This window comes from Neobacillus paridis, assembly GCF_016765675.1.
Taxonomy (GTDB): domain Bacteria; phylum Bacillota; class Bacilli; order Bacillales; family Cytobacillaceae; genus Neobacillus; species Neobacillus paridis.
Window position 1 is genome coordinate 198010 of the sequence record NZ_JAESWB010000181.1, and the last position, 22887, is coordinate 220896.

Here is a 22887-nt window from a genome sequence, read left to right on the forward strand (position 1 = left end):
TTTTTCAAATTTAAAAAGATAAAGATCCCCTCATTCAATAAGGAGCTCCAAGCAATCTAATATGGGGAGATCATCCATGGGAACACCTAGGCTTGCAGCATGACCAGAATCCCCACTAACGCCGACAATGCAAGACTATGGAAGAAAAACTGACAGCACTAGCTCCTTCCGTCCAATCCTCGTAAAAGGTTGCGACAACAATACTTTGGGCATCAATCATTTTCCCCCTCACCCCGCCAGTTGAGTTCGAGGCAGCAATCATAACCGGATCAAGCCCAAGTTGATGTGCGGTAATTGTCTGCATACTGCCAATCAAGGCGTTGGAGGAGGCATCACTGCCCGTTAGAAACACCCCAAGCCAGCCAATCATCGCTGCAAAAAACGGGGTGATTTGCCCTTCATGGCGGAGATGAAGGACAGTTGACCGGGTTTCGTTGCGAGATTTGTCCTTCATGGCCGGAATGAAAGACAGCTAACCAAGTTTTGTCGCAGCTATTGTCCTTCATAAGGCCTTTTTATTGCTTTTATAAAATTGTATTTTCCTGATATGATAGAATCATTGGGAGGTTCTATGATGAATACACAACGCTGGATGAGCAGACAGTTTTTTAGTTTTTATTTAACATGGGGGGTTTTTCTTCCCTATTGGACCGGGTGGATGATTCATACAAAGGGAATTACGATTTCCCAAGCCAGTTTGATTATGAGCTTGGGGCTGGTTGTCCGCGGACTATCGACCTTATTTGCCTTTCCTTATTTATCAGTGAAATTTAGCAGCCGAACTTTGCTAAAGGCAATGACCCTCGGTACGCTTATTGCCATTCTTGGTTACATACCGACAGCTACCTTCACCAGCCTGCTAATGATCACCTTACTTTTACATATTGTTTATCCCACCTTGATGCCCGCTTTGGATAGTGCGGCCGGAGTCCTTGCACAGAGCAAGCAGCTGAGAGATTACGGAAAAAGCCGTTCTTGGGGTTCGATCGGCTTTGTCGTAGCCGGCATGATCTTAACTGTCTTTACAGGGAAGTTTGGGGACGAAGTGATTTTATGGGCGCTGTTAATCGGTACAAGCGTATTTGTGTTGCTTGGATTTATGCCTGCACCCGCAGTTTTATCAGAAAAACCACAAACTGAACAAGCAAAAAAAGGCGGCATGCTGCGATTATTTCGCGTTAAATACTTTGGCCTGGTGCTCGTCATTGTGATTTTACTGCAAGCGGCACACGCTTCTTATTACAGCTATGGATACATCTTCCTACAAGACATTCATGCGCCCCAATATTTAATTGGCGTGATTTTAAACATTGCCGTCATCGCTGAAATCATTTTCTTTTCCATTGCCGACCGGGCTTTCGGGAAATTTTCAGCAGGCTCGTTACTTACATTGGCGGCACTTGGATCGACCGTTCGTTGGATCCTGGTATTTGCCTTTCCCAATGTCGTGATGTTCTGCATTGCCCAAACATTGCATGCATGCTCATTCGCGACGGCACATTATGCCTTTATGAAATACCTCATTAAAAATGTCCCGCACGAACAGGTCTCAATGGCGCAAGGGATGTACTCGGCGCTGGCACTTAGCTGGAGTACAGCAGTTTTCACGATATTCGGCGGTTATTTATACGCAATCGAACCACAATACGCTTTTATCGGGATGATTACATGCACTATCCCGGCAATGTTACTAGCGCTTGTTTATCAGAAAATGGCTAATCAAAAGGAAGCTCGAATCAAAAGATCTGCCAGTTAATCAAGACGGGGGCCATTTTGAATAATATCAAAATGGCGCCCCTATTTTTTGAACTTGGGAGCTCCAGCTGTCGTTAAATTTTTTGGGAGACGATGGACCTGGTTATATGACCTCTAATTAATAACGCTTTATTCAGAGGGGGGGTAGGTAACCTAGCTCATTGATTTTTCGAGCTATAATGCCCCAGGCTCTAAAATTAGCAAGCTACAGATTTGGTATTTGCCAATCAATTTCTTGCATGCCCAGTTTCCGCAAGATTGCATTCGTGCGGGAAAAGGGTCGGCTGCCAAAGAAGCCCCGATTGGCGGAAAATGGACTTGGGTGAGGCGACTTGATGATATAATGCCGTGACGATGTGATCAATTGCTGTTTTTGTTGAGCAAAATTACCCCAAAGAATAAACACAACCGGCGTTTCTCTTTGATTCAATGTTTCGATCACTTTGTCCGTAAACATCTCCCAGCCAAGGCCTTTATGTGAATTGGGGATTCCCGCCCGGACGGTTAATACCGCATTGAGCATTAGTACCCCTTGCTCCGTCCACTTTACGAGATAACCGTTATTAGGAATATAGCATCCTAAATCAGTCTGCAGCTCCTTATAGATATTTTGCAAGGATGGCGGAATGCCTACGCCAGGCTTAACGGAAAAACTTAATCCATGTGCCTGCCCCGGTCCATGATAAGGATCCTGGCCAATAATGACGACCTTCGTGTCATTATACGGAGTGTAATGCAACGCATTGTAAATATCATACATGTCCGGATAGACCACACGCGTTTGGTATTCATGCAGCAAATTTTTTCGTAACTGTTGGTAATATGGTTTCTTGAACTCTCCCTCAAGCAAAGGTGCCCAATCATTTTTTAAAATCGCCATTGTCACTCCACACTCATTTCTGTAGTTGATACCTCTGCTCCAATTATAAAATTAAAATATTTCGAGTATCAACCTTTATGGACATCCATTTCGGGCTGTTAGAGCCCGGCTACTTGACCGAATGCTACAAGACCAGCGCTTTTCGGGCTGTTAGAGCCGCCTTGCCAAAAGGGCAAGACCAGGCGAATACTTTTTCAAGGAAATTAATTGATTGCTTCAAAAATATTGTTACAAATCAATTGTATAGTTTTGAACAATATTTGAAATGGACAAACATCCGCCTGTGATGGACATATTTTTTACCAAAACTATAAACATGAAAATGGAGCCTATTCTTAGCTGTAAGGCTCCATTTTTGTTTTTCTTCATTTATTCGGAAGTTACAGGGGCACTTTAGGCTGCTTTCTTCTCCATTGTTTCCGTAGTCGACTTATATTTTTCCACAAGGCAACCTATTGTAAAGCCAAGCAATCCGGGAATCACCCAGCCAAAGCCCATATTTTGTAAAGGAACATTCGATAATAATACTGAAAGGGAACCATGCAACCATTGTGAGTTGATGACTTCCACCAAGCTATATAAGCCGACTAGTCCAATGGTCATAACATACACCGGACGTTGATGAAAAGGTAATCGATCATGCGCCAGGCCCAAAATAATTAAGGCAATAACCATTGGATACAATAAGCCCAAGATCGGTACCGATATTTTCAATATCTGAGATAGACCAAGATTCGCTACTAAGCCGCTGATTACACATAAAAGGATCGCCCATTGAATATACGATAATTTTTGGAAAAGGCTGGAGAAAAATTGAGCACATGATGTGATCAAGCCAATACAAACGCTTAAACAGGCTAAGGTAAAAATGACTCCTAATACAACTGTTCCACTAGTCCCAAACAATTGCTGTAATACCACGCTTAATACAATGGCTCCATTATCCACTTTTCCCGTTATCGAAGCTGAAGCCCCCAAGTAGGCAATAATCAGATAACAGATCGATAAAAGTAGCCCGGATATGAGTCCAAATCGGACGAGATAATTTACCTGCAAGGACGGCTTGGTAATGTTCTTATTTCTAAAAATTGTCGTAAAAAGGACTCCGTAAATTAACGGACACAGTGCATCCATTGTTTGATATCCATCTAAAAAGCCTTGTGAAATTGGATTCTCTTTATAAGCTAAAGCAGCTTCTTTAAATTGAGCCATGTCTGTAAATAACGCTTTGATAAAAATAACAATCATTAACACTAACAAAGTCGGTGTTAAAACCTTCCCAATTCTATCTATTAATTTCGATGGCGATTTTGCAAACCAAAAGACGATACTAAAAAAGACCACTGTATAAACCAAAAGTGCTAACGGTGAGGAGCCAATTACATTAGGTAAGAAGGGTTTGACTCCCATTTCATACGCAAGGCTGCCTGCGCGAGGAATGGCCAGCCCCGGCCCGATTGATAGATAAATGACGATTGGAAAAAGGAACGCAAAAACTGGATGAACCCTATTTAATAAAGATTCGAATGTGCCTGATTTGGCAATCGCGATAAACGCTAATACGGCAAGGCCCGCATCTGAAATAATAAAGCCAATAATCGCTGCCCAGACATTTTCGCCAGCAGCCTGTCCTAAATATGCCGGAAAAATTAAATTTCCTGCGCCGAATAATATCGAGAATAACATAAAGCCAATAAACAGGATTTCTTTATTGGTCAATCGATTCAATCGTGCCACCTCAATCTAAAATTGCTATATTAAAAACATTTTTATATTCTATCAAATATCTATTCAAGTTAGAATCATCTTCAAAAAAATACTAATATTTTTCAATAAATTAGCAAGAGTTCCCAACCAAAGAGATAGAAATTGGATATAGTTTGAATTAACAGACTAATCTGTAATACAATGAAATCAGCATACTTTTATCCCCAATTTTTGGAGGTATATAAATATATGAATCTCTTTTTTCGCCTTTTTGGCAGCCTTTTACTTTGGGTTAGTATGGCACTCATTGTGATCTTAATTGTTTTATTGCCGAGAGATACACAATCCCAACGAGTGGGTGTTAAAGATGTGATGTCCTACCATTTTACTTGGGATAACTATAAAAACAATATCTATCATTACGCAGAAGAAGTGAAAACGACAAAAAGCCTTGGAACGACGGTTTTTAACCAGCCTGTTGAGGTTGAACTGTGGCTTTACTTTAAACGCAGTATGGTCGTTTTGATTCCTGCCATGTTTCTCAGCATCCTTCTCGGTATTACAAAAGGTGTATTTGATTATCGGCTGCAGCGAAACAAACTAGGGCGTTTTTTCGGCAGGGGATCGACCTGGCTGGGGCAGGCCGTGCCTGATTTTTTTCTGGTTTTCCTTGTCCAGACCCTGTTATCTTTAGCAATGAGTCACGGTTTTCCACGATTGCGGATGTATGGGAATGAGGAATGGTACAGCTTTTTATTTCCGATCGTATTTTTAAGCATGTATCCAGCGTTTGTGATTGCCAGGTATACGTTTCAAGCATTAGAAGAGGAAGAAGAAAAGGGCTATGTTCATACCGCAAAGGCAAAAGGGGTTCCTGACCGTACCATCCTTTGGAAGCATATGCTAAAAAATTGTTATCCCAAATTGCTGCAGCACTATATGCCAATTATTTTACTATTATTTTCCGGCATGTTCGTCGTAGAATTTTTAACATCGTACCATGGAATAGGTTATCGATTAATAGCAGCCATCCAATTGAAGAGCAAGTTTGCCGCTGGACAGGCATTGCCAATTGACGTGCCTGCTGTCATTGGCTTTAGTTTATTAGTGATGGTTCTGTTGCTGGCTGCCCAATGGACTGGCCAAATCTTGGAATATTTTCTTAATCCTAAAAAAGGGGGCAGGGCTTCATGAGGAGAATACTCTCTTTATGGATTGGCATTATCGGCTGCGGTTTCATCGCCTTCATTTTTTTGTTTGGACCGTATTTGCCCAATGTTGACCGAGATGTCACCCCTCATAGCTATATTGTCGGGCCGGAGAGCAATTTGGATTTTATCCTGCCGCCATTTCCACCAAGTAAGGAATTCCCATTAGGTTCTGATAAGAAGGGACGAGATATCTACAGTGCCTTGATCATGGGCACCCGCAGTACCTTAACAACTGTGTTTACGATTTCGTTGATTACTTTTTTGCTGGCGCTTCCCTTCGGTGTCGCCGCCGCCCACGTGAAATTTTTCCGGGTCCTATTGCAGGGATGGAATTACCTATTCTCCCGCATACCCGTATTCTTTTATCTTGTGATCATTTCAACGATTCCCTTCTTTATTCTTTCACCACACCGGGCGTTTTGGATGATCAGCTTTTTGGTTATTTTTGAATTAGGAAAAGTCGGGGAAGTGGTATATAAAGGGGTTTCACTTATTCAAAAAGAAACCTTTTATGAAGCAGGGATTGTATCGGGTTCACGGGTTTGGGGCTTGTGGAAACGATATTATTGGCCAGGCTGCTACCCGCAGTGGGTCGCTTATTTTATCCAGCATTTGGGCAGCATGTTATTTTTGCTGGGGCAGCTTGGCATCTTTGGAATATTCATTTCACAGACTTTTTTACAGCAAATAGACGGTTCTTACTTAATTGATAACACTGCACTGATTTGGCCGATGTTTTTGTTTGATGTGTTAATTGATATGGATGCCTACCCATGGGTGCCATTATTCAGCTCGCTGATGATCACCTTATCGATGTTTTCCTTTGTCGCTTTAGGGGAGGGAATATTGGAATATCATTCAAGAAAATACAAGGGCTTGCTATTGCCAAGAAAACCGTTCTTTTCTTGGCGGCGGACGATGAAACGAGAAGCACTGGGGCAGGCCCGAAACCACTAAATAGAGCGAGGATATCCCAAAAGGTAAATTTCTGTGGTCCGGGCACCTAGACTGCTTCTACTTAACCGAGACTAGGAAAACATCCGCTGTTCGGGCATCTAGACTGCCTCTACTTGACCGAGACTAGGAAAATATCTGCTGTTCGGGCATCTAGACTGCCTCTACTTGACCGAGACTAGGAAAATATCTGCTGTTCGGGCATCTAGACTGCCTCTACTTGACCGAGACTAGGAAAATATCTGCTGTTCGGGCATCTAGACTGCTTCTACTTGACCGAGACTAGGAAAATATCTGCTGTCAGGGTACTTAGGCTACTTCTAGGAACAGTGAAAATTTCAGCCGCACAAGTTCGTAGTCAGGTCGTCTCTACAATACCAAATTATAAAATTATACAAAGAGGCTGTCTCAATGGTGTCTGGCACACCTTTTAAGACAGCCTTTTTCGTCCTCCCAGTTTTAACAGGAGGTTCTGGTTTGAAAGCTAAACGCTTGTTTCAGAAGTTATTTGTCAAATTACTAAATCAGTAATACCATTTGCGGCGTGTTTGTCCCTTGCTTAAAAATTCGATAATCAATATAATTTATTCATGTTTGGTTACCGATGAAATAAGAACGGGACTTAAAAAAATTCCCGCACATCGAAATTTTTGACTATATGACATGATATCCATCCACGCTTACGAAAGGGTGGGGGACTTGCCAATAAACTTAGGTGTTTGCTGACAGGTTCGAGCCAACAAGCCATCAAAGCTATATTAGGAGTGATTTCAAATGGATCAAAGGAATTTAGCTTTAGCGATTCAATTACGGCATGAATTACATGAACATCCAGAGCTCTCCAATGAAGAAGTATGGACAAAGCAACATTTATTAGAATTCTTGCAAACTCATACGAGCAACCTGAAAATTGTTGATAAAGGAAATTGGTTTTATGCTATTTATCAGGCTGGCAATAATAAACCGAATATTGCCTTCCGAGCTGATTTTGATGCCTTGCCGATGGATGAGGTCATTGATCTCCCATGGGCTTCAAAATTCCCGGGAAAGGCACATAAATGTGGACATGATGGTCACTCCGCTACATTAGCAGGCTTTGCCTTGGAAGTCGACCAAAAAGGGGCTGACAAAAACATTTTCTTCCTATTCCAGCCTGCTGAAGAAGTCGGCAATGGCGCGGTTCAATGTCTGTCGATGTTAAAAGACGAAAAGATTGAAGAAATTTATGGTTATCACAATATGAGTGGGATGCCATTCCAATCGGTAAATGTCCTTGATGGCAATATTCAATGTGCTTCCACCGGGATGATTATTAAATTTGAAGGGGCACCGGCTCATGCAAGCCAACCGGAAACGGGGATTAATCCTTCGTTTGCGATTGCGAAAATCATTGATGCGATTCCTGGATTGACGGAAAACAGGAAAGATTTATTACTTTGCACCATTGTCCAAATTAACGTTGGGGAAAGAGCATTCGGCATGTCTGCGTCCAAAGGGGAACTGCTGTTGACGATTCGGGCCTTATATGAAGCAGATTTGGAAGAACTCCGCGGCAGCTTGGAAAAACTGGCTCATGAGGAAGCTGCAAAAGCTGGTTTAAAAGTTAAGATTGAATATAGTGACTCATTCCCTGAAACGAAAAATGATAAGGAGTGCGTGGATAAGGTTCGTGCTGTTGCCAAAAAGAAGGGGATCGCCCTTTATGAAATGAAAGAAGCACTGCGGCCTTCCGAGGATTTTGGTCACTATGCTAAAGTAGCCAAAGCGGCCTTCTTTTTCGTCGGAAATGGGGAGGATTATCCTCATATTCACACATCTGAATATGATTTTCGTGATGAAAATATTGAAATCGCCTGTGAGGTATTTAAAGGAATTGCAGGTATTAGCGAGGACTAACCGGATCTCGATTAAGCGCCAAATTTTCGAAATCAAAAGGGGCTGTCCAAAGGTTAGGCGTAAAAACCTTTGGGCAGCCCCTCTATTATCTAAAAATTGGCCGTTACCTGTAACTGAACTTTTTCGCTCAGGCCAAGTGCCCGTGCGGTTGAAGTCTGAACCTCGTGGAAAAGTTCGGGATTTTCTGCCAGTGACAGGCCATAAGATGGAATCATTTCTTTTATTTTTGGTTCCCACTCACTTAGATGCTGCGGGAAGCATTTTTTAATCACTTGAAGCATAACGTGAACGGCCGTAGAAGCACCTGGAGAGGCGCCGAGTAATGCCGCGACTGAACCATCAGCGGCACTGACAACTTCCGTGCCAAATTCAAGCGTTCCTCTGCCGCCGGCAACTGTATCTTTAATAACTTGTACACGTTGGCCGGCGACGACGATATCCCAATCTTCGCTTTTGGCATTCGGAATAAATTCCCGCAATTCTTCAATCCGTTTTTCTTTCGATAACAAAAGCTGTTGAATCAAGTACTTTGTTAATGGAATGTTCTTTGCACCAGCTGCCAGCATCGTGATCACATTGTTCGGTTTTACCGACCGGATTAAATCCATATTTGAACCGGTTTTTAAGAATTTAGGTGAGAACCCGGCAAACGGTCCAAATAGCAACGATTTTTTATTGTCGATATATCGTGTATCAAGGTGCGGCACAGACATTGGCGGAGCACCAACTGCAGCTTTTCCGTATACCTTTGCATGGTGCTTCTTGATAACTTCCGGATTGTTGCATACGAGGAATAGTCCGCTTACCGGAAAACCGCCAATATGTTTGCTTTCAGGAATACCGGTTTTTTGCAGTAAATGCAAGGATCCGCCGCCGCCACCGATAAAGACGAATTTGGCCGAATGGCGTTCAATGCTGCCAGTATCGATATTCCATACCTTCAATTCCCATGAACCGCTTTCAGTTCGTTTTATATCCTCAACTTGATGTCTATAGTTAATATCTACGTTTTGATTCTTTAAGTGGTCAAACAAACACCGCGTTAAAGCTCCAAAGTTAACGTCAGTGCCAGAGTCGATTTTTGTAGCCGCGATAGGCTCCTTCGATGTGCGACCTTCCATAATAAGCGGAATCCACTCTTTTAATTTTTTCGGATCATCGGAAAACTCCATCCCTTGGAACAAAGGATTGTTCGTTAGCGCTTGAAAACGTTTTTTCAAAAATGATACATTTTTTTCCCCTTGTACTAAACTCATATGAGGCAGCGGCATGATAAATTCGTGTGGATCACGTATCAATTTGCTGTTTACAAGATAAGACCAAAACTGCCTGGAAACCTGAAACTGTTCATTGATTCGAATTGCTTTACTAATATCAATGGAACCATCCGGTTTTTCGACAGTGTAGTTTAGCTCGCATAATGCAGAATGCCCCGTTCCCGCATTGTTCCACTCGTTAGAGCTTTCCTCCCCAGGATTATCGAGCTTCTCAAACACAGTAATGTTCCAGTCCGGTACCAATTCCTTCAAGAGCGTCCCCAAGGTGGCACTCATGATTCCGGCACCAATTAAGATAACGTCTGTCTCAGTTTGTTTGCTACTCATTTTCCCCATCCTTATCCCCTAAGATTTGCAGAAAAGGTGCAGTTTCCCCCGGTTAGACGTCAAACATGCTAGAGCGCAACCTGGTCACGCATCTTTCCTGAATCATTTATAACCTTATTATAGTCTATCACTATTATTTATAGATTTGAAACATTTAATATAGTTAATAAGCTATTTATATGTTGAAAAAATAAGAGACCGCTGCAAGACTCAAACAAACAGAAAAACAAAGCTCAACCTATATTCTTCCATTGGTTGGGACTTTGTTCTAACATCATCTGTTTTAGTTGTTTTCAAAACCCTTATATGTATTATATAACAGTTCACAAATTTGTAAAATATTTTGTTGCATTTTTATAAAAATATGGTAGATTCTTCACATTTATAACACATATTGAAAAATTATGCCTCCAATATTAAAACTCGCCAGAACTAACGCGGTACAAATCCCCCTTTGACCACAAAAACATATAAATAAATGAACGTCTGATATTGCAATGGAAAGGAGGAAAAGGTATGCCAAACGGGATGTATCAAGTTGAGGTGGATTTACCGATTCAAAAGGTTTGGGAGTTTGTTAAGGATATGGATAACTGGGCGCCGCTTATACCAGGATATATTCAACATCGGAGATACACGAACCGTCAGTCCAGTTGGGAATTTAATAGTATTATTGGATTTATTAAGAAAAGAATCAGTCTGATGGTAACGATAAAAGAATGGGTGGAACCGACAAAGGTTAGCTTCAATTTAAAAGGCATCAATGAGAAATTCACAGGTGAGGGATTTTTCTTGGCAGAAGCAACTGCTCCTAACAAAACAAGAATAACGGGCCTGCTTGAAATCACTGCCAGTGGACCAATGGGGCCACTGGTCAATCAGGCATTAAAGTCGTATCTTCCTAAAGTAACGGAAGAATTTGTTACCGCCATCGCTACCAGATTAACAGAGATGAACTGAAAATAATTTATAATCTTAAGTCCACTCACCAAAAAGGGGCCAGTTCACTTTTACCTTAACGTATGAAGGAACTGACCCTTCCCATCTGCCATCAACTTCTTCATGGAGCTGCATCAGCTTAGTAAGTAAGGAATCAGCAGCACACCCCAAACCAAGGTGATACAAGCGGCAAAAATCATCGCTAAGGAAGAGAATGTTGCCTCTTGTTTTCCGTATTCCATCGCCTTATTGGTACCGACACCGTGTGCTCCCATCCCCAAGGCGAGACCTCTGGCAATCGGGGTTTTAATGGACAGCCATTTGAGAACACTTGGGCCAACAACACCACCAATGACACCGGTTATAATCACAAAAACAGTCGTCAGGGTTGGCAAGCCGCCAATTTCCTTTGACACCTCAATTGCGATCGGAGTCGTAATCGACCGTGGCAGGATGGAGATAATAAAATCATATTTTAAATGAATCAATTTTGATAACAGCAATGTTGTAAAAATCGCTACAAGTGTTCCAGCAGTAATGCTGACAATGATGGTGCCAATATATTTTTTTACAATTGGCAGGTTCTTATATATAGGCACGGCAAAAGCTACCGTGGCAGGGCCAAGCATATGTGACAGCCATTTCGAATCCTGTAAGTACTGATTAGCTGAGACATGTGTGATGGAAATAAGTACAATCAATAGAATCGGCGCCAACAATAATGGATGAAAAAAAGGAATGGCTATTTTTCCATAGGTTTTTTTGGCAAATATATAAATGATATATGTCGCTAACGTAAATACAACCATCATCAATGCTGTTCACTACTCCTCTTCCTGGCCGTAATTTTTTCAGCAGTCAGGGCAGTCATCCCCATTACAATCATGGTACTAACAGCAATCAGTACAACAATTTCTACTCCCTGCATACTGATGATTTGCTGGTAATTGACAATTCCCACTGCTGAAGGAATAAAAAATAGCAGTAATTCTGCCATTAACCAAGTTGCCCCTTGTTCCACCCATTCGATTTTTATGATATGACAGCTTAGAGCGAGAAACAGCAGACCTAACCCGAACATGGAGGCGGGGATTGGCAGGGGTATGACTTGTTTTAATACCACACCCAAAAAGAGAAAAACATGTAAAAATAATACTTGTATAATAATGATTCCTAGTTTCAATGTAAGATAACCTTCCTTTATGTGTAAGTTTCCATAGCTGTATATGAACTAAGAGTCAATATTACGACGTTTTCCGCCATTCGTAAAATACATATTAAGAATATGTTTCATAACTTTGAATTATAATCTTTCGTTTAAAATGAATTCAATAAATGTCCTGCCTGCATTGGAAAGATAGCGTCCCTTTTTGGTAATGACAGCGAGCCGCCACATGACGGTTGGTTTCAGGCTGAGAATTTCAATGTCCTTGGCCAACAGCCGCTCACAGATGGACTGCGGCAAAATCGTTAATCCCAAATTGGCAGCAACCATCTCTGACATCAAATCCCACTGGGAGCTTTTAAACAGGATGTTGGGTTCAAATCCAGCAATAATAAAAAAGTGATTGCGAATTATTTCGTTTAAGGCAAATTCCTCATGATAAAAAATAAATTCCTCATCCTTTAAGTCCTTTATATTTACTTCCTGACGTGTCGCTAACGGATGGCTCTGATGGACAATCAGCTTCATTTCCTCCTCGACAATGGGGTAGACATTAAAGATCTGCTCATCTAGAGGCAGTACGGCCACACCAAGCTCAAATTCACCTTCTTCGACACTCTTCACCACCCTGGCCCCACCATATTCGGTAATATCCATTTTAATATTGGGGTATGCCCGGTGAAATTTCGCCATAACCTGTGGGAAAAATAAGCTTCCAATAAAGGGTGGTAATCCAATGTTTAACTGTCCTATAGAGAGATTCGTCAAATCACTGAGGGTTAATTGCATTTCATCTACCAGTGCCGTCATTTTTTGGGCATATTCCAATACCACATTTCCAGCATCCGTTAAATGGCTTGTTTTATTGGAACGGATCATTAAATTTGTCCCCAATTCGTTTTCCAATGACATAATCGACTTACTCAAAGCCGGTTGAGAAATATGCAAATGTTCCGCTGCTTTGGTAATGCTGTTATGCTTGGCCACCTCAATAAAATACATTAGTTGTCTTAGTTCCAATGCAGATCCCTCCTGGTGTTTATCAATCATTCCTGGATTCATAATCTATGGTGTACCAAAATATAAAGCTTAAATCAATAGGAAGTGCCTGCACCACCTAATTGTTTAGAAGAATTTCTTAAAATAACAGACAGTGTCAGGCACTTATATTTTTGGGGTTAGTGAAAGCCTCAGTAAGAAATGTAGGATATTGATCGCTAGTTTGTGTCACCAAGCCGCCCCATGCGCTCTTTTTCCCTTCCACTCTCTGGTTTGCAGAGAAAAAAAGTGCAGCGGATCGCCAAAACCCCACTGCACTTTCTTAAACAAAATATCCCATAAATCTCTTTTACAAACCCTCCATAATGGGCGGGGCTTTTTTCAATACCTTCGTGCTGATGAGTGAATAAATCAATCCAATTGCCAGCCACGCAAAGCCTGTTGTTAAGGTGATTCCGGAAAGATGGATAAACAAATAAAAACAAATGATAAACCCTAGGGCCGGAATTAGGAAATAGCGAATGAACTTTTTCTCCTTTTTACGGAAGTAATAATAAACGATGACAGACAGGTTGACGAACATAAAGCCGGTTAATCCGCCAAAATTCATTAATTCGGCAACAAGGGAAATCTGAAGCGATAGTGCCCCGACAACACTTATCGTACATATCAACAAAATATTAAGAACTGGCGTTTTAAACTTTGGATGTAAATAGGTAAAAAACATCTTCGGCAGAACTTCATCACGGCCCATGCTGAACATCAGACGAGAGGCACTAGCTTGTCCGGTAATTCCCGGTGCCATATCCATACTCCTATGGCACCTGGTATATTATGATGATTTTCGATCAAACACAAGGACATAGGTTTTTCGGTCATCGTCACTATATTTGACTACCACCGAAACAACTGTTTTGTTATCGGCTTCTAACTGAATGGTTTTTTTCGTGTCTCCTTCGATTTTTATCGTTGAACTGCTATATGCTGCCACAGGGGAAATGGTGACTTTCTTTGTTCCTTTCGTGACAGCAATATGGTAAGTAAATTCGTCCTTTACAAAAGAGCTATCCCACGTGCCTGTAGAAACGCTGAGAGAGAACAGCATCGCCTTAGTTGTTTTTTGTTCGGTACTGGTTGTGGTCTGTTCGGTTGTACCTGTTGTCGTTTTCTGTCCTGAAACAGCTTGGGAACCTTTTTGATTGTTTGCTATGCCTGTACCGGACGAAGAACCGGCGGCAGGTTTCTTAGTTGCCCCCGTGCCTGGGTTTGATTTTGCCGGTGACGGATCATTACTCGCCGATCGTTTGACATGTAAGGTATAGGTTTTCGTTTTTCCGTTTTCTGCAGTAACGGTAATGCGGATATCGCTTTCGCCGGCAGGAATATCCACCGTAATACCATTGTTTGAAACTGACTTGTTGTTGACTTTAATGGTTGATGTTGTCACGGCGGCGGTCGGAACTAGTTTCAACTTCGTTTTGTCCTTCAACCCTTCAATATTATAACTTGTAATACTGGAAGAAAAACTAGGGGACAGCACCCCATTTGATAGTCTGATGTGTTTCAGCAAGTTATTTCCATTTTGTTTTCTGGTAACGGTAAGCTTATAAGTACCAGAGGCACCCGTGCCGTCTTGGACGGTGATGATGAAAATATTTTCCCCCGTTTTTAGTGAATAAGTGCCATAAGTACCATTTCCCACAGGCTTCCCATTAACGGTAATTTGAGAGCCCGAATGATTGCTTTTTAAAAGCAAATTTATCTCCTGAACCTCATTATCCACCGTAACAGAGTACGCCTTTACATCGGGGGAGAACGCCTGATCAAGCTGTAGTCCTTTCATTTCTAGCTTTGACAGCAGATTTTCCTCCAGTGCAGTTTGGACCTTTGTTTGACTTTCCGCATAAGTATGTGGGATGTAACTAACCGTTCCTAATCCGATCACCGAGGCAGCAAGTAAAATCTTTAATTTTCTCGGGTTTACCATCAGCTAATCCTCCAATCAACTATTTATCTCAATCGTACATGTTGGATTAACTTTACCATTCCAAGCTTAACAAATTCTTAATTTTTGTCCGATAAAGTTAGCCATGGTATTATGGAACACAAAAAGTGGGGGATGAAAGAACCCCCACTCAAAGAACAGGGCCTGGCACGCACCGAAAAATGCCGATAGATTCAACAAACTTCGGAGAGGGACAGTGGAATTGCACCCTTTGGAAAAATCCAAATTTATAAATGAGCCGAAAACGCTCGTGACTTTTGAGGGATTCAGCATGTCTTGGGGATCTATAGTGCAAATAGATCTATATATTCAAGATCTCCCGTATATCCTCTTCCGTAATTCTCGACAGGGCCTGATCACCTGGTTCCATGACGGTTTCAATAAGTTCTTTCTTCCGCTCTTGGAGTTCATACATTTTTTCCTCAATGGTGCCCTTTGTAATTAAGCGAATGACTTGGACAACATTCTTTTGTCCCATTCGATGGGCGCGTCCCGCAGCCTGTTCTTCGACAGCCGGGTTCCACCAAAGATCATACAAAATAACCGTATCCGCTCCCGTCAAGTTCAGTCCTGTGTTTCCAGCCTTCAAGGAGATAAGAAAGATGTCCACTTCCCCATTATTAAACCGTTCAACCAATTGAACCCGTTCCTTTGAACCGGTTTGTCCGTCTAGGTAAAAGAAGGTAATGCCGGCCGTTTCCAATGATTCACGAATGATCTGCAACATACTCGTAAATTGCGAGAAAATCAGTAATCTCCTACCATTTTCAAGAGCATTTACAACAAGGTCCATGAGTTGTTGGAGCTTGCCTGAGTCTCCTTTATAATTTTCTAAAAATAATGAAGGATGGCAGCATAATTGACGGAGTCTTGTTAACCCGGCAAGAATTTTCATTCGGCTTTTTTGAAAACCTTCTCCCTGAAGCGAATCTGCCGTTTCTGTTTTAATTTTCTCCAAATAGGCCAGATACAGCTCTTTTTGTTGTTTCGTAAGGTCGGAAACATGGACTGTTTCAATTTTATCCGGCAATTCCTTTAATACATCCCTTTTTACCCTTCGCAGTAAAAATGGCTTAATCATTTTTGCTACCTTTTCCGTCGGCAGCTGGCGAAAAGCCTTTTGGTTCGGAAAGAAATCCGGCATAATCGTTTGAAAAATCGACCAAAGCTCATCAATGGAATTTTCAATCGGCGTCCCGCTAAGCGCGAACCGGGTAGCTGCCTGAATATCCCGTACAGCCTTCGCTGTTTTGGTTGCATGATTTTTAATCGCCTGTGCTTCATCTAAGATCAACATGCGGAAGGCATGCTGCCGATAATAGTCACTGTCTTGACGCAGCGTTGGATAGGAGGTGATCCAAATATCGGGAGGGGTGGCACACTGCAGCATATCCGACCGTTCCCCTGGAGACCCAATCAAAACTTCCGCTCGTAAGGACGGTGCAAATTTCTCCAGTTCATTTTTCCAATTATAGACCAGTGAAGCAGGCGCCACAATAAGCGATGGCTGATGATCCTCCTGTTTCTCTTGATCTGCTGCTAACAATGCGATGGCCTGCAGCGTTTTACCCAAGCCCATATCATCCGCCAAAATCCCGCCAAATCCGTAATATTGCAAAGTCCGCAGCCATTGATAGCCGTAGTTTTGATAATCCCTCAGCTCAGCCTGCAATGAAGCGGGAACCTCAAAGTCCAGTTCCTCCGGATTTTTTAGGCGGGTAAGCAATTGCCGAAATAATTTTCCAAATTTCGCCTTACTCCCTTTTTTTCCTGCAACCAGTTCTTCCAGTTCCATCCCTCTATAAAGCGGCAGCCGGAAGGACTCTTGATTCAACTGCGCCGGCTTAATATGGAAATCATGCAGGATGTTCCGGATGGGTTGGAATTCCTCTGATTCAAGTGGCACAAATGCACCGTTAGGCAGGCGGTAGTATTTCTTTTTTTCAATGGCAGACAAAAGGATCTGCTCAATATCCGCCTGCTCAATCCCATCCATTACAAAGCTGACGTCCAGCCAATTACCGGAAGAATCCACATCGACATGAGTCACAGGGCTCCGCTGTTCTGGAAGGATAAGGGATTTAACTTGTTTCGTTAAGAAAATATCTGCCATCTCCTCTAATCTTGGAAGGATTTCATATAAAAATTCAAAAATTTCCGCTTCCCCTTCCAAGTAAAGTAGCTGCCCATTCGACTTCAGCTGAGTCGATTCGAGGACATTCATAATCATTTGTTCCTTTTCACTGTCCCTCATTAAGATGGCATCCATCTCTGGCTTTACAGGCTGGTGCAAAAAGGGATTGATCATGTGGTCACCGTAATGGTACTCCAGCGTCACGTGCAGGAGATCATCGATACAGTCCACATATACCTTAGCTTTTAGTGGGAACTTCATTATTTTCGTTGAGATACTATCCGCAATCTCAAGTCGCCCCACCTCATTCAACACAGGACCGGCGTAAGAAAGAAGCGGCACAATCTGCTCCTGACTAATGGGGATAACAGGGGTACTCGCCAGCTGGACAAGTTTCTTTACTTCTTTGACAAACGTTTGTTGTATCGCTGTGAGTTTATAAAGCGTATTGTCCTTCACCACATAACCATACAGATCAAGGTAATCAACAAACCCAAATTCAGAAACATCTAATTGAAAGGCTGCTTTGCTGCCTTTATCCAGTTGCATGGAAAAAGGAAGTTCATGTATATGGAAGTTCAACTGATGATAAACATTGTCCCTACTTTGAAATGTGATCGGCCTTGCCGCAAGCTTTTCTACTAGCTGGTCCGCGAGCAAGGGAGAAATCGTTATCGCTCGTACATCTGAAGTCGTACCGTAAGCATAGGGAGATTGCAGGCTTCGGTACATTTCTTCATATTTAATCGTCTCCTGCAGCAGGTCAATGATTTCCTGATCGCTATCAGTAAACGTATATTCAGTCGGGTCGTAGGAAAAAGTTTTCGTGAACGGATACTGATTTTTCAACTTGATAGCCCGGAGAAAATCCACGATATTTTTCACCACATACGTTCGCTTATGGCCTACCTTCATTTCTAACGAGAGAACGGTGTGTTGATACGTTTGTTTGACTTTACAAATCCACTCCACCAACAATAGCTGCTTTTCTGTCAAATCACCTTGGTAGATATTTTCCTGCTGGTTTGACAGCACAGCAATAAATTGATTGGTGAGCTGCTTTACATAAATGGATTGCCTTTCCTGCTGTTGTCTGGCATACTCCTCTTGCATCCTCTCCCGCTCTTCTAGAATGGCTTGAAGCTTCCTATCTCGGGAGGAAACAGGCCCGTCATCAGCCAACTGTTCTTGAATTTCAAGCATCACGGCGACCACGTGCTTACATTCCTGATCATACCTATCAAAGGCTGGGCAATTGCATTCGCACTCAAGACCAAGCGCACTCTCATAAACAACCACCCGGTAACGCTTTGACCCCTTGACCACCGCATACCAAGCTTCTCTACCAGGGTCGTAGGCCAGCTCTTTCACTTTGCCTTGCATATAATAGCTGTGCCCCTTACGATAATTAGACGAAGTAAAAAAACTTTTAATTTCTGAAACCGTTAATGATTCAAACATCAATGTCCTCCGTGCGGATTATAAATATTTATCCCGCCTTAACGGTCGGTAAGACCCCCACCTCGGAGAGTCAAAGTCTAGAAGGAATCTAGGTGGGGGATCAACTGCCCGTAAAGGTCCGATTGGTAAGATACAGTGAAACTTGCCGCTGCGTTTTTTTTCAGCGGCTTAGTTGAACCAATCGGGTTCGTAATGAGTCTTATCAAGGCGATTGCCTTGATTAGAGTCAGTAGAACGGGACTAACCATCAGTGGGGGATGAAGAAAACCCCACTGATGGAAGTTTCACTTTATCGAATTCTTTTAACTTACCAGTTATAATAGTAGCTTAAGATTTTAATACTATGTTACTAGACTTGCCAAAATATGTACATGATAAACCTTAATGGTTGTATTTTTAGAGCCTCTGTCACCATCCGAATTCTGTTGATGAATTTGGCAAAATCCTGATTGTTTGGAATAATGCTAGATACTGCAGGAGTACAGATTGAGTAAGGGGCAAAAGAAAGCGCATTAGTAGAAAAATTATGTTATAATAATTAAATGAAATATGTAAATTTTTTAATAGCAATAGAGAATTTAAACAGGAAGGAACGTGAAAGAATGAGTAACGGAATTTTTAAAATCCCAACACCTAAAAATGAGCCTGGTTATACCTATGCTCCAGGTACAAAAGAACGGGAAGCATTAAAGGCAGAATTAAAACGTCAATCTGAAATCGTGATCGATATTCCTGTGATTATTAATGGAGAAGATGTCAAGACAGATACAATAAAGCAAGTGGTTATGCCACATGATCATCAACATGTTTTAGCAAACTATTCGCAAGCAGGGGAAAAAGAGCTGCGTGATGCTATTGAAGCAGCGATGGCGGCGAAAGAAGCATGGGCCAATATGCCTTGGGAACACCGCGCCTCGATTTTCTTAAAAGCGGCTGATTTAATCTCTGGTCCATACCGCGATCTCATCAATGCTTCCACCATGTTAGGACAATCCAAAACGGCCTATCAATCAGAAATTGATGCTGCCCAAGAATTGGTAGACTTCTTACGTTATGACGTTGACTGTGCAAACCAAATCTATCAAATTCAACCAAGCAGCATGAAAAATATTTGGAATCGTACCGATTACCGTCCATTAGATGGCTTTGTATTGGCGATATCTCCATTTAACTTCACATCGATTGGCGCGAACTTACCATCAGCACCAGCGATTATGGGGAATGTCGTTGTTTGGAAACCGGCAACAACTGCCCTACTATCAAACTACTACTTTATGCGTATATTGGAAGAAGCAGGGTTACCAAAAGGAGTCATTAACTTTGTTCCTTCCCGTGGTTCACAAGTATCGGAAGTGGTATTAACAGACCCACGGATGTCCGGATTCCACTTTACCGGTTCAACAAGCACGTTCCAAACCATTTGGAAAACAGTCGGCGAGAACATTGCCAACTATCAATCATATCCTCGTCTAGTTGGCGAAACAGGCGGCAAAGACTTTGTCTTTGTTCATGAGTCTGCACAAGTAGACAAAGTGGTAGCCAATCTCGTTCGCGGTGCGTTTGAATATCAAGGTCAAAAATGTTCAGCCGCTTCCCGCGCATACATCCCTGCCAGCTTATGGGAAGAAGTGAAAGCTGGTTTACTGAAAGAAACGGCGAAGCTTAAAGTCGGCGATATTCAAGACTTTACCAACTTCATGGGTGCTGTTATTGATAAACCAGCGTTTGATTCGATTACAGGCTATATCGACTATGCCGCCGCTTCTGAAGAAGCAGAAATTATTGCCGGTGGCACTTATGATGATTCAGTTGGCTATTTCGTTCAACCAACCATCATTGTGACAACCAATCCAAACTTCAAAACAATGGTAGAAGAAATCTTTGGACCGGTATTAACCATTTATGTTTATGAAAATGATCAATTAGAAGAAACTTTAGAGCTTGTTGATACAGCATCTATCTATGCCCTAACAGGGGCCATCTTTGCACAAGATCGTGAAGCGATTATTCACCTGGAGCGCCGTTTATCGGGCGCAGCCGGAAACTTCTATATCAATGATAAACCAACCGGCGCGATGATTGACCAGCAGCCATTCGGCGGCTCTCGCGGTTCCGGTACAAACGATAAAGCAGGTTCTGTCTTTAACATGGTTCGTTGGACCAGCCCGCGGGTGATCAAAGAAAACTTTGCTCCAACCGCAGAAATTGCCTATCCATTTATGGATGCCGAATAATTTAAATAGAAAGAGGTTGAAATGTATTCGTTTCAACCTCTTTTAATTTTTGCTCGATCATTTAGTTACGGTTTTTAGGAATTTATTTAAAAAGACACACCCATTTGTGGGACAGTTCACCACCTGTTTAACCGGTAATTTCTAAACAGTTTTAAATAAATATATATTATATACTGAATGATATACACATGTTATATTTAATTCAAAGAACATGTTCCCCCTAGTACCGTCGTGGAAATTTTAATACTGTGATTACTTTATAAAAAACGTTTTCTAATCTCAGGTGAAGGAAGCATGCAACTATCCTTTTTTCCGAACCATTTATATCTATTCTTTGCAATTACATCATAAAAAAAATCGCGAAATCCACTTGGTAAAAACAGAAAAATTGAAAGGAATTTCCAAGCCCCATTTAGATTTTTACACACCCTTAATGCTGCTGAAGACTTATAATAACATTGATTGTTTTCAACAAGTATAAAACTGTCAGTATTTTCATCAACATTATAATTTAATAAAATTTCTCTTCCTACACTGCTTTGAATTGATGCGAACCTATATAAAGCTTTATCGTCTCGCTTAATTATGAATTGGACACTATGATCACAAAGGTTACATTCCCCATCAAATAAAATAATTTTATCCATAATGGTCCTCCCCTAACAGAATTAAGGTATTATTAATATAATATTACTCTTGACCAAAATGATTAGATAGTACCTTTCCCTATTATAGTGCAATTTAATGGAAAATGATACCAAAATTTTAGGATGTATAATATGTTACGAAATTTAATACTTGCTATAATCTCAGCCTTTTTCTTGAGTTTGCTTCTTGCATCTTTTTCTTATACACCAGTTTTAAATCGCCTACCGTTAATAATAGTGAATTTACAGACCCTACTATAAATCATGATGATAATTATACGTATAGCATTGTTGCTAAAAAATTAATGGATAAGGATAGAATTAAGGAATTAGATGAATCAATTAAAAAGAATAATATTATTTTAACTGCCGAAGAGAAAGAAGACTCATATTATGATGAAATAAATATTGTGAAAGAAATAAGTAATATTAACATTCAGACTCAAGGATATAAATTTCTTTCACTTGAAACGGCAGCAGCCTCAACAAAACAATGGACTCTTAGATATACTACATTTTTAGCTGATTATTGGGTTGAAAACCCAAATCTATTTTCTAAATATCGCTGGTTTACTGGTGATGATAGAGGTTACAATGCAACTGCTTCATCTTATAGAACAAGAGCAGATGTTAATATTTGTTTTTGTTCCGCAGGGAATTCAGTAGGATTAAATAGATCTGTTGGAACAACTCATGGTTATGACAAAAATAAAAAATTTCTAAAAAGCGGAACAGCTTCCTCATCAGGAATAGATATAGAAAATCTAAATCTTGGTAAGTCAAAAATTACATTCAAGCTTACTTACGCTGTTGGAAATCCATTGGTTACATCTTTAGATATCGATTACTATGTTAATGCTGAATTTTATAGTAATGGTAATTACAAATTATCAGGCGAACATGACCAAGCACCGCACCATGAAGTATACCTAAAGGGATCTAACAGTTCTTCATACCAGAAAATGCATCAAGCTGCTACTAAAGGGTTAGAATGGTTAGCTCCACCAATGCCTAATAAAAGCTGGGCAAAATCTAATTTTTAATAATTTACCTAATAGGCACCAATAATAAAATAGAGGTTGCCTCAGAAGGTCTTTTAATAATACCTTTTCCAAGACAGCTTTTTTTTAGTTTACAGAAACTACTGGAAATTGGTAAATAAAAAAGGAATCCAAATACTTGGAATTCTAGGACTAAGAAGGTCCCTTTTTTCTCATTTGCCGAGCAATAAGAACATATCTAGTAAAAACAATGATTGTGTGGCTAATTAACATATCATAGGAATGTCCTTAGAAT

The 22887-nt window shown here is 41.1% G+C and carries 18 protein-coding genes; 7 read left to right on the plus strand and 11 right to left on the minus strand.

The genetic code is table 11. The features are described from left to right. Positions 1 to 115 precede the first annotated feature (115 nt). Positions 116 to 454 (minus strand): L-lactate permease, encoded by a 339-nt coding sequence (locus tag JK635_RS13935; protein ID WP_202654568.1) that lies wholly within the window; start codon positions 452 to 454, stop codon positions 116 to 118. Between the two features lie 120 nt (positions 455 to 574). Between JK635_RS13935 and JK635_RS13940 the strand changes: the two genes are divergently transcribed. Further along, positions 575 to 1756, plus strand: a complete 1182-nt coding sequence (locus JK635_RS13940; RefSeq protein ID WP_202654656.1) for an MFS transporter — start codon at positions 575 to 577, stop codon at positions 1754 to 1756. Positions 1757 to 1960: 204 nt separating this feature from the next. Here the strand turns inward: JK635_RS13940 and JK635_RS13945 are convergent, their stop codons facing one another. Both JK635_RS13945 and brnQ read right to left on the minus strand, forming a co-directional pair. Next, a complete protein-coding gene (locus JK635_RS13945; protein WP_202654569.1) occupies positions 1961 to 2635 on the minus strand; it encodes a uracil-DNA glycosylase in 675 nt (224 codons plus the stop codon). A 393-nt stretch (positions 2636 to 3028) separates the two neighbouring features. After that, positions 3029 to 4363, minus strand: a complete 1335-nt coding sequence (gene brnQ / locus JK635_RS13950; RefSeq protein WP_202654570.1) for a branched-chain amino acid transport system II carrier protein — start codon at positions 4361 to 4363, stop codon at positions 3029 to 3031. 228 nt (positions 4364 to 4591) lie between these two features. On the opposite strand from brnQ, the gene JK635_RS13955 reads away from it, so the two are divergent. From JK635_RS13955 to JK635_RS13965, 3 genes are all read left to right on the plus strand, one after another. Further along, entirely contained in the window at positions 4592 to 5536 is a 945-nt protein-coding gene (locus JK635_RS13955) for an ABC transporter permease subunit (protein WP_202654571.1), read from the plus strand. Continuing rightward, on the plus strand, positions 5533 to 6510 hold the full coding sequence (locus JK635_RS13960) for a hypothetical protein (RefSeq protein ID WP_202654572.1): 978 nt from the start codon (positions 5533 to 5535) through the stop codon (positions 6508 to 6510). The genes JK635_RS13955 and JK635_RS13960 overlap by 4 nt, the downstream gene beginning before the upstream one ends. Before the next feature lie 771 nt (positions 6511 to 7281). After that, complete coding sequence (locus JK635_RS13965; RefSeq protein WP_202654573.1) at positions 7282 to 8403, plus strand: M20 metallopeptidase family protein; 1122 nt, start codon at positions 7282 to 7284, stop codon at positions 8401 to 8403. Between the two features lie 89 nt (positions 8404 to 8492). Here JK635_RS13965 and JK635_RS13970 read toward each other — a convergent pair whose 3' ends face one another. Then, entirely contained in the window at positions 8493 to 10007 is a 1515-nt protein-coding gene (locus JK635_RS13970; protein WP_202654574.1) for a malate:quinone oxidoreductase, read from the minus strand. Between the two features lie 516 nt (positions 10008 to 10523). Between JK635_RS13970 and JK635_RS13975 the strand changes: the two genes are divergently transcribed. Continuing rightward, on the plus strand, positions 10524 to 10967 hold the full coding sequence (locus JK635_RS13975) for an SRPBCC family protein (protein WP_202654575.1): 444 nt from the start codon (positions 10524 to 10526) through the stop codon (positions 10965 to 10967). A gap of 113 nt (positions 10968 to 11080) precedes the next feature. On the opposite strand, the gene JK635_RS13980 is transcribed toward JK635_RS13975, so the two are convergent. The 6 genes from JK635_RS13980 to JK635_RS14005 all read right to left on the minus strand — a co-directional run bounded on the left by JK635_RS13980 (position 11081) and on the right by JK635_RS14005 (position 18710). Beyond that, on the minus strand, positions 11081 to 11758 hold the full coding sequence (locus tag JK635_RS13980; RefSeq protein WP_235888102.1) for an LrgB family protein: 678 nt from the start codon (positions 11756 to 11758) through the stop codon (positions 11081 to 11083). Then, positions 11758 to 12129, minus strand: a complete 372-nt coding sequence (locus tag JK635_RS13985; protein WP_202654577.1) for a CidA/LrgA family protein — start codon at positions 12127 to 12129, stop codon at positions 11758 to 11760. Before JK635_RS13985 ends, JK635_RS13980 begins: the two co-directional genes overlap by 1 nt. A 120-nt stretch (positions 12130 to 12249) precedes the next feature. Next, a complete protein-coding gene (locus JK635_RS13990) occupies positions 12250 to 13131 on the minus strand; it encodes a LysR family transcriptional regulator (protein WP_202654578.1) in 882 nt (293 codons plus the stop codon). A gap of 328 nt (positions 13132 to 13459) precedes the next feature. Then, a complete protein-coding gene (locus tag JK635_RS13995; RefSeq protein WP_235888103.1) occupies positions 13460 to 13915 on the minus strand; it encodes an APC family permease in 456 nt (151 codons plus the stop codon). A 27-nt stretch (positions 13916 to 13942) separates the two neighbouring features. Continuing rightward, positions 13943 to 15097, minus strand: a complete 1155-nt coding sequence (locus tag JK635_RS14000) for a cadherin-like beta sandwich domain-containing protein (RefSeq protein WP_202654579.1) — start codon at positions 15095 to 15097, stop codon at positions 13943 to 13945. Between the two features lie 319 nt (positions 15098 to 15416). After that, positions 15417 to 18710, minus strand: a complete 3294-nt coding sequence (locus JK635_RS14005; protein ID WP_235888104.1) for a DEAD/DEAH box helicase — start codon at positions 18708 to 18710, stop codon at positions 15417 to 15419. 602 nt (positions 18711 to 19312) lie between these two features. Here JK635_RS14005 and pruA point away from each other — a divergent pair. Further along, the gene (pruA, locus tag JK635_RS14010) at positions 19313 to 20944 is read left to right on the plus strand and encodes an L-glutamate gamma-semialdehyde dehydrogenase (RefSeq protein ID WP_202654581.1); all 1632 of its coding nucleotides are present in this window, start codon (positions 19313 to 19315) and stop codon (positions 20942 to 20944) included. 257 nt (positions 20945 to 21201) lie between these two features. Here the strand turns inward: pruA and JK635_RS14015 are convergent, their stop codons facing one another. Further along, positions 21202 to 21591 carry a thiol-disulfide oxidoreductase DCC family protein gene (locus tag JK635_RS14015; protein WP_202654582.1) on the minus strand — a complete coding sequence of 130 codons (390 nt, stop codon included), beginning with the start codon at positions 21589 to 21591 and terminating at the stop codon, positions 21202 to 21204. A gap of 305 nt (positions 21592 to 21896) precedes the next feature. Between JK635_RS14015 and JK635_RS14020 the strand changes: the two genes are divergently transcribed. Further along, positions 21897 to 22634 (plus strand): DUF3238 domain-containing protein, encoded by a 738-nt coding sequence (locus JK635_RS14020; RefSeq protein WP_202654583.1) that lies wholly within the window; start codon positions 21897 to 21899, stop codon positions 22632 to 22634. The last annotated feature ends 253 nt before the right edge of the window (positions 22635 to 22887 follow it).

Excerpts from the sequence above, each read along its gene's own strand:
- JK635_RS13970 (WP_202654574.1), bottom strand. The coding sequence starts at position 10,007 with ATGAGTAGCAAACAAACTGAGACAGACGTTATCTTAATTGGTGCCGGA.
- JK635_RS14000 (WP_202654579.1), bottom strand. The coding sequence starts at position 15,097 with ATGGTAAACCCGAGAAAATTAAAGATTTTACTTGCTGCCTCGGTGATC.
- JK635_RS13945 (WP_202654569.1), bottom strand. The coding sequence starts at position 2,635 with ATGGCGATTTTAAAAAATGATTGGGCACCTTTGCTTGAGGGAGAGTTC.
- JK635_RS13935 (WP_202654568.1), bottom strand. The coding sequence starts at position 454 with ATGAAGGACAAATCTCGCAACGAAACCCGGTCAACTGTCCTTCATCTC.
- JK635_RS14005 (WP_235888104.1), bottom strand. The coding sequence starts at position 18,710 with ATGTTTGAATCATTAACGGTTTCAGAAATTAAAAGTTTTTTTACTTCG.
- JK635_RS13940 (WP_202654656.1), top strand. The coding sequence starts at position 575 with ATGAATACACAACGCTGGATGAGCAGACAGTTTTTTAGTTTTTATTTA.
- JK635_RS14015 (WP_202654582.1), bottom strand. The coding sequence starts at position 21,591 with ATGGATAAAATTATTTTATTTGATGGGGAATGTAACCTTTGTGATCAT.
- JK635_RS13975 (WP_202654575.1), top strand. The coding sequence starts at position 10,524 with ATGCCAAACGGGATGTATCAAGTTGAGGTGGATTTACCGATTCAAAAG.
- pruA (WP_202654581.1), top strand. The coding sequence starts at position 19,313 with ATGAGTAACGGAATTTTTAAAATCCCAACACCTAAAAATGAGCCTGGT.
- JK635_RS13980 (WP_235888102.1), bottom strand. The coding sequence starts at position 11,758 with ATGATGGTTGTATTTACGTTAGCGACATATATCATTTATATATTTGCC.
- JK635_RS13995 (WP_235888103.1), bottom strand. The coding sequence starts at position 13,915 with ATGGCACCGGGAATTACCGGACAAGCTAGTGCCTCTCGTCTGATGTTC.
- JK635_RS13965 (WP_202654573.1), top strand. The coding sequence starts at position 7,282 with ATGGATCAAAGGAATTTAGCTTTAGCGATTCAATTACGGCATGAATTA.
- JK635_RS13960 (WP_202654572.1), top strand. The coding sequence starts at position 5,533 with ATGAGGAGAATACTCTCTTTATGGATTGGCATTATCGGCTGCGGTTTC.
- JK635_RS13955 (WP_202654571.1), top strand. The coding sequence starts at position 4,592 with ATGAATCTCTTTTTTCGCCTTTTTGGCAGCCTTTTACTTTGGGTTAGT.
- JK635_RS14020 (WP_202654583.1), top strand. The coding sequence starts at position 21,897 with ATGGATAAGGATAGAATTAAGGAATTAGATGAATCAATTAAAAAGAAT.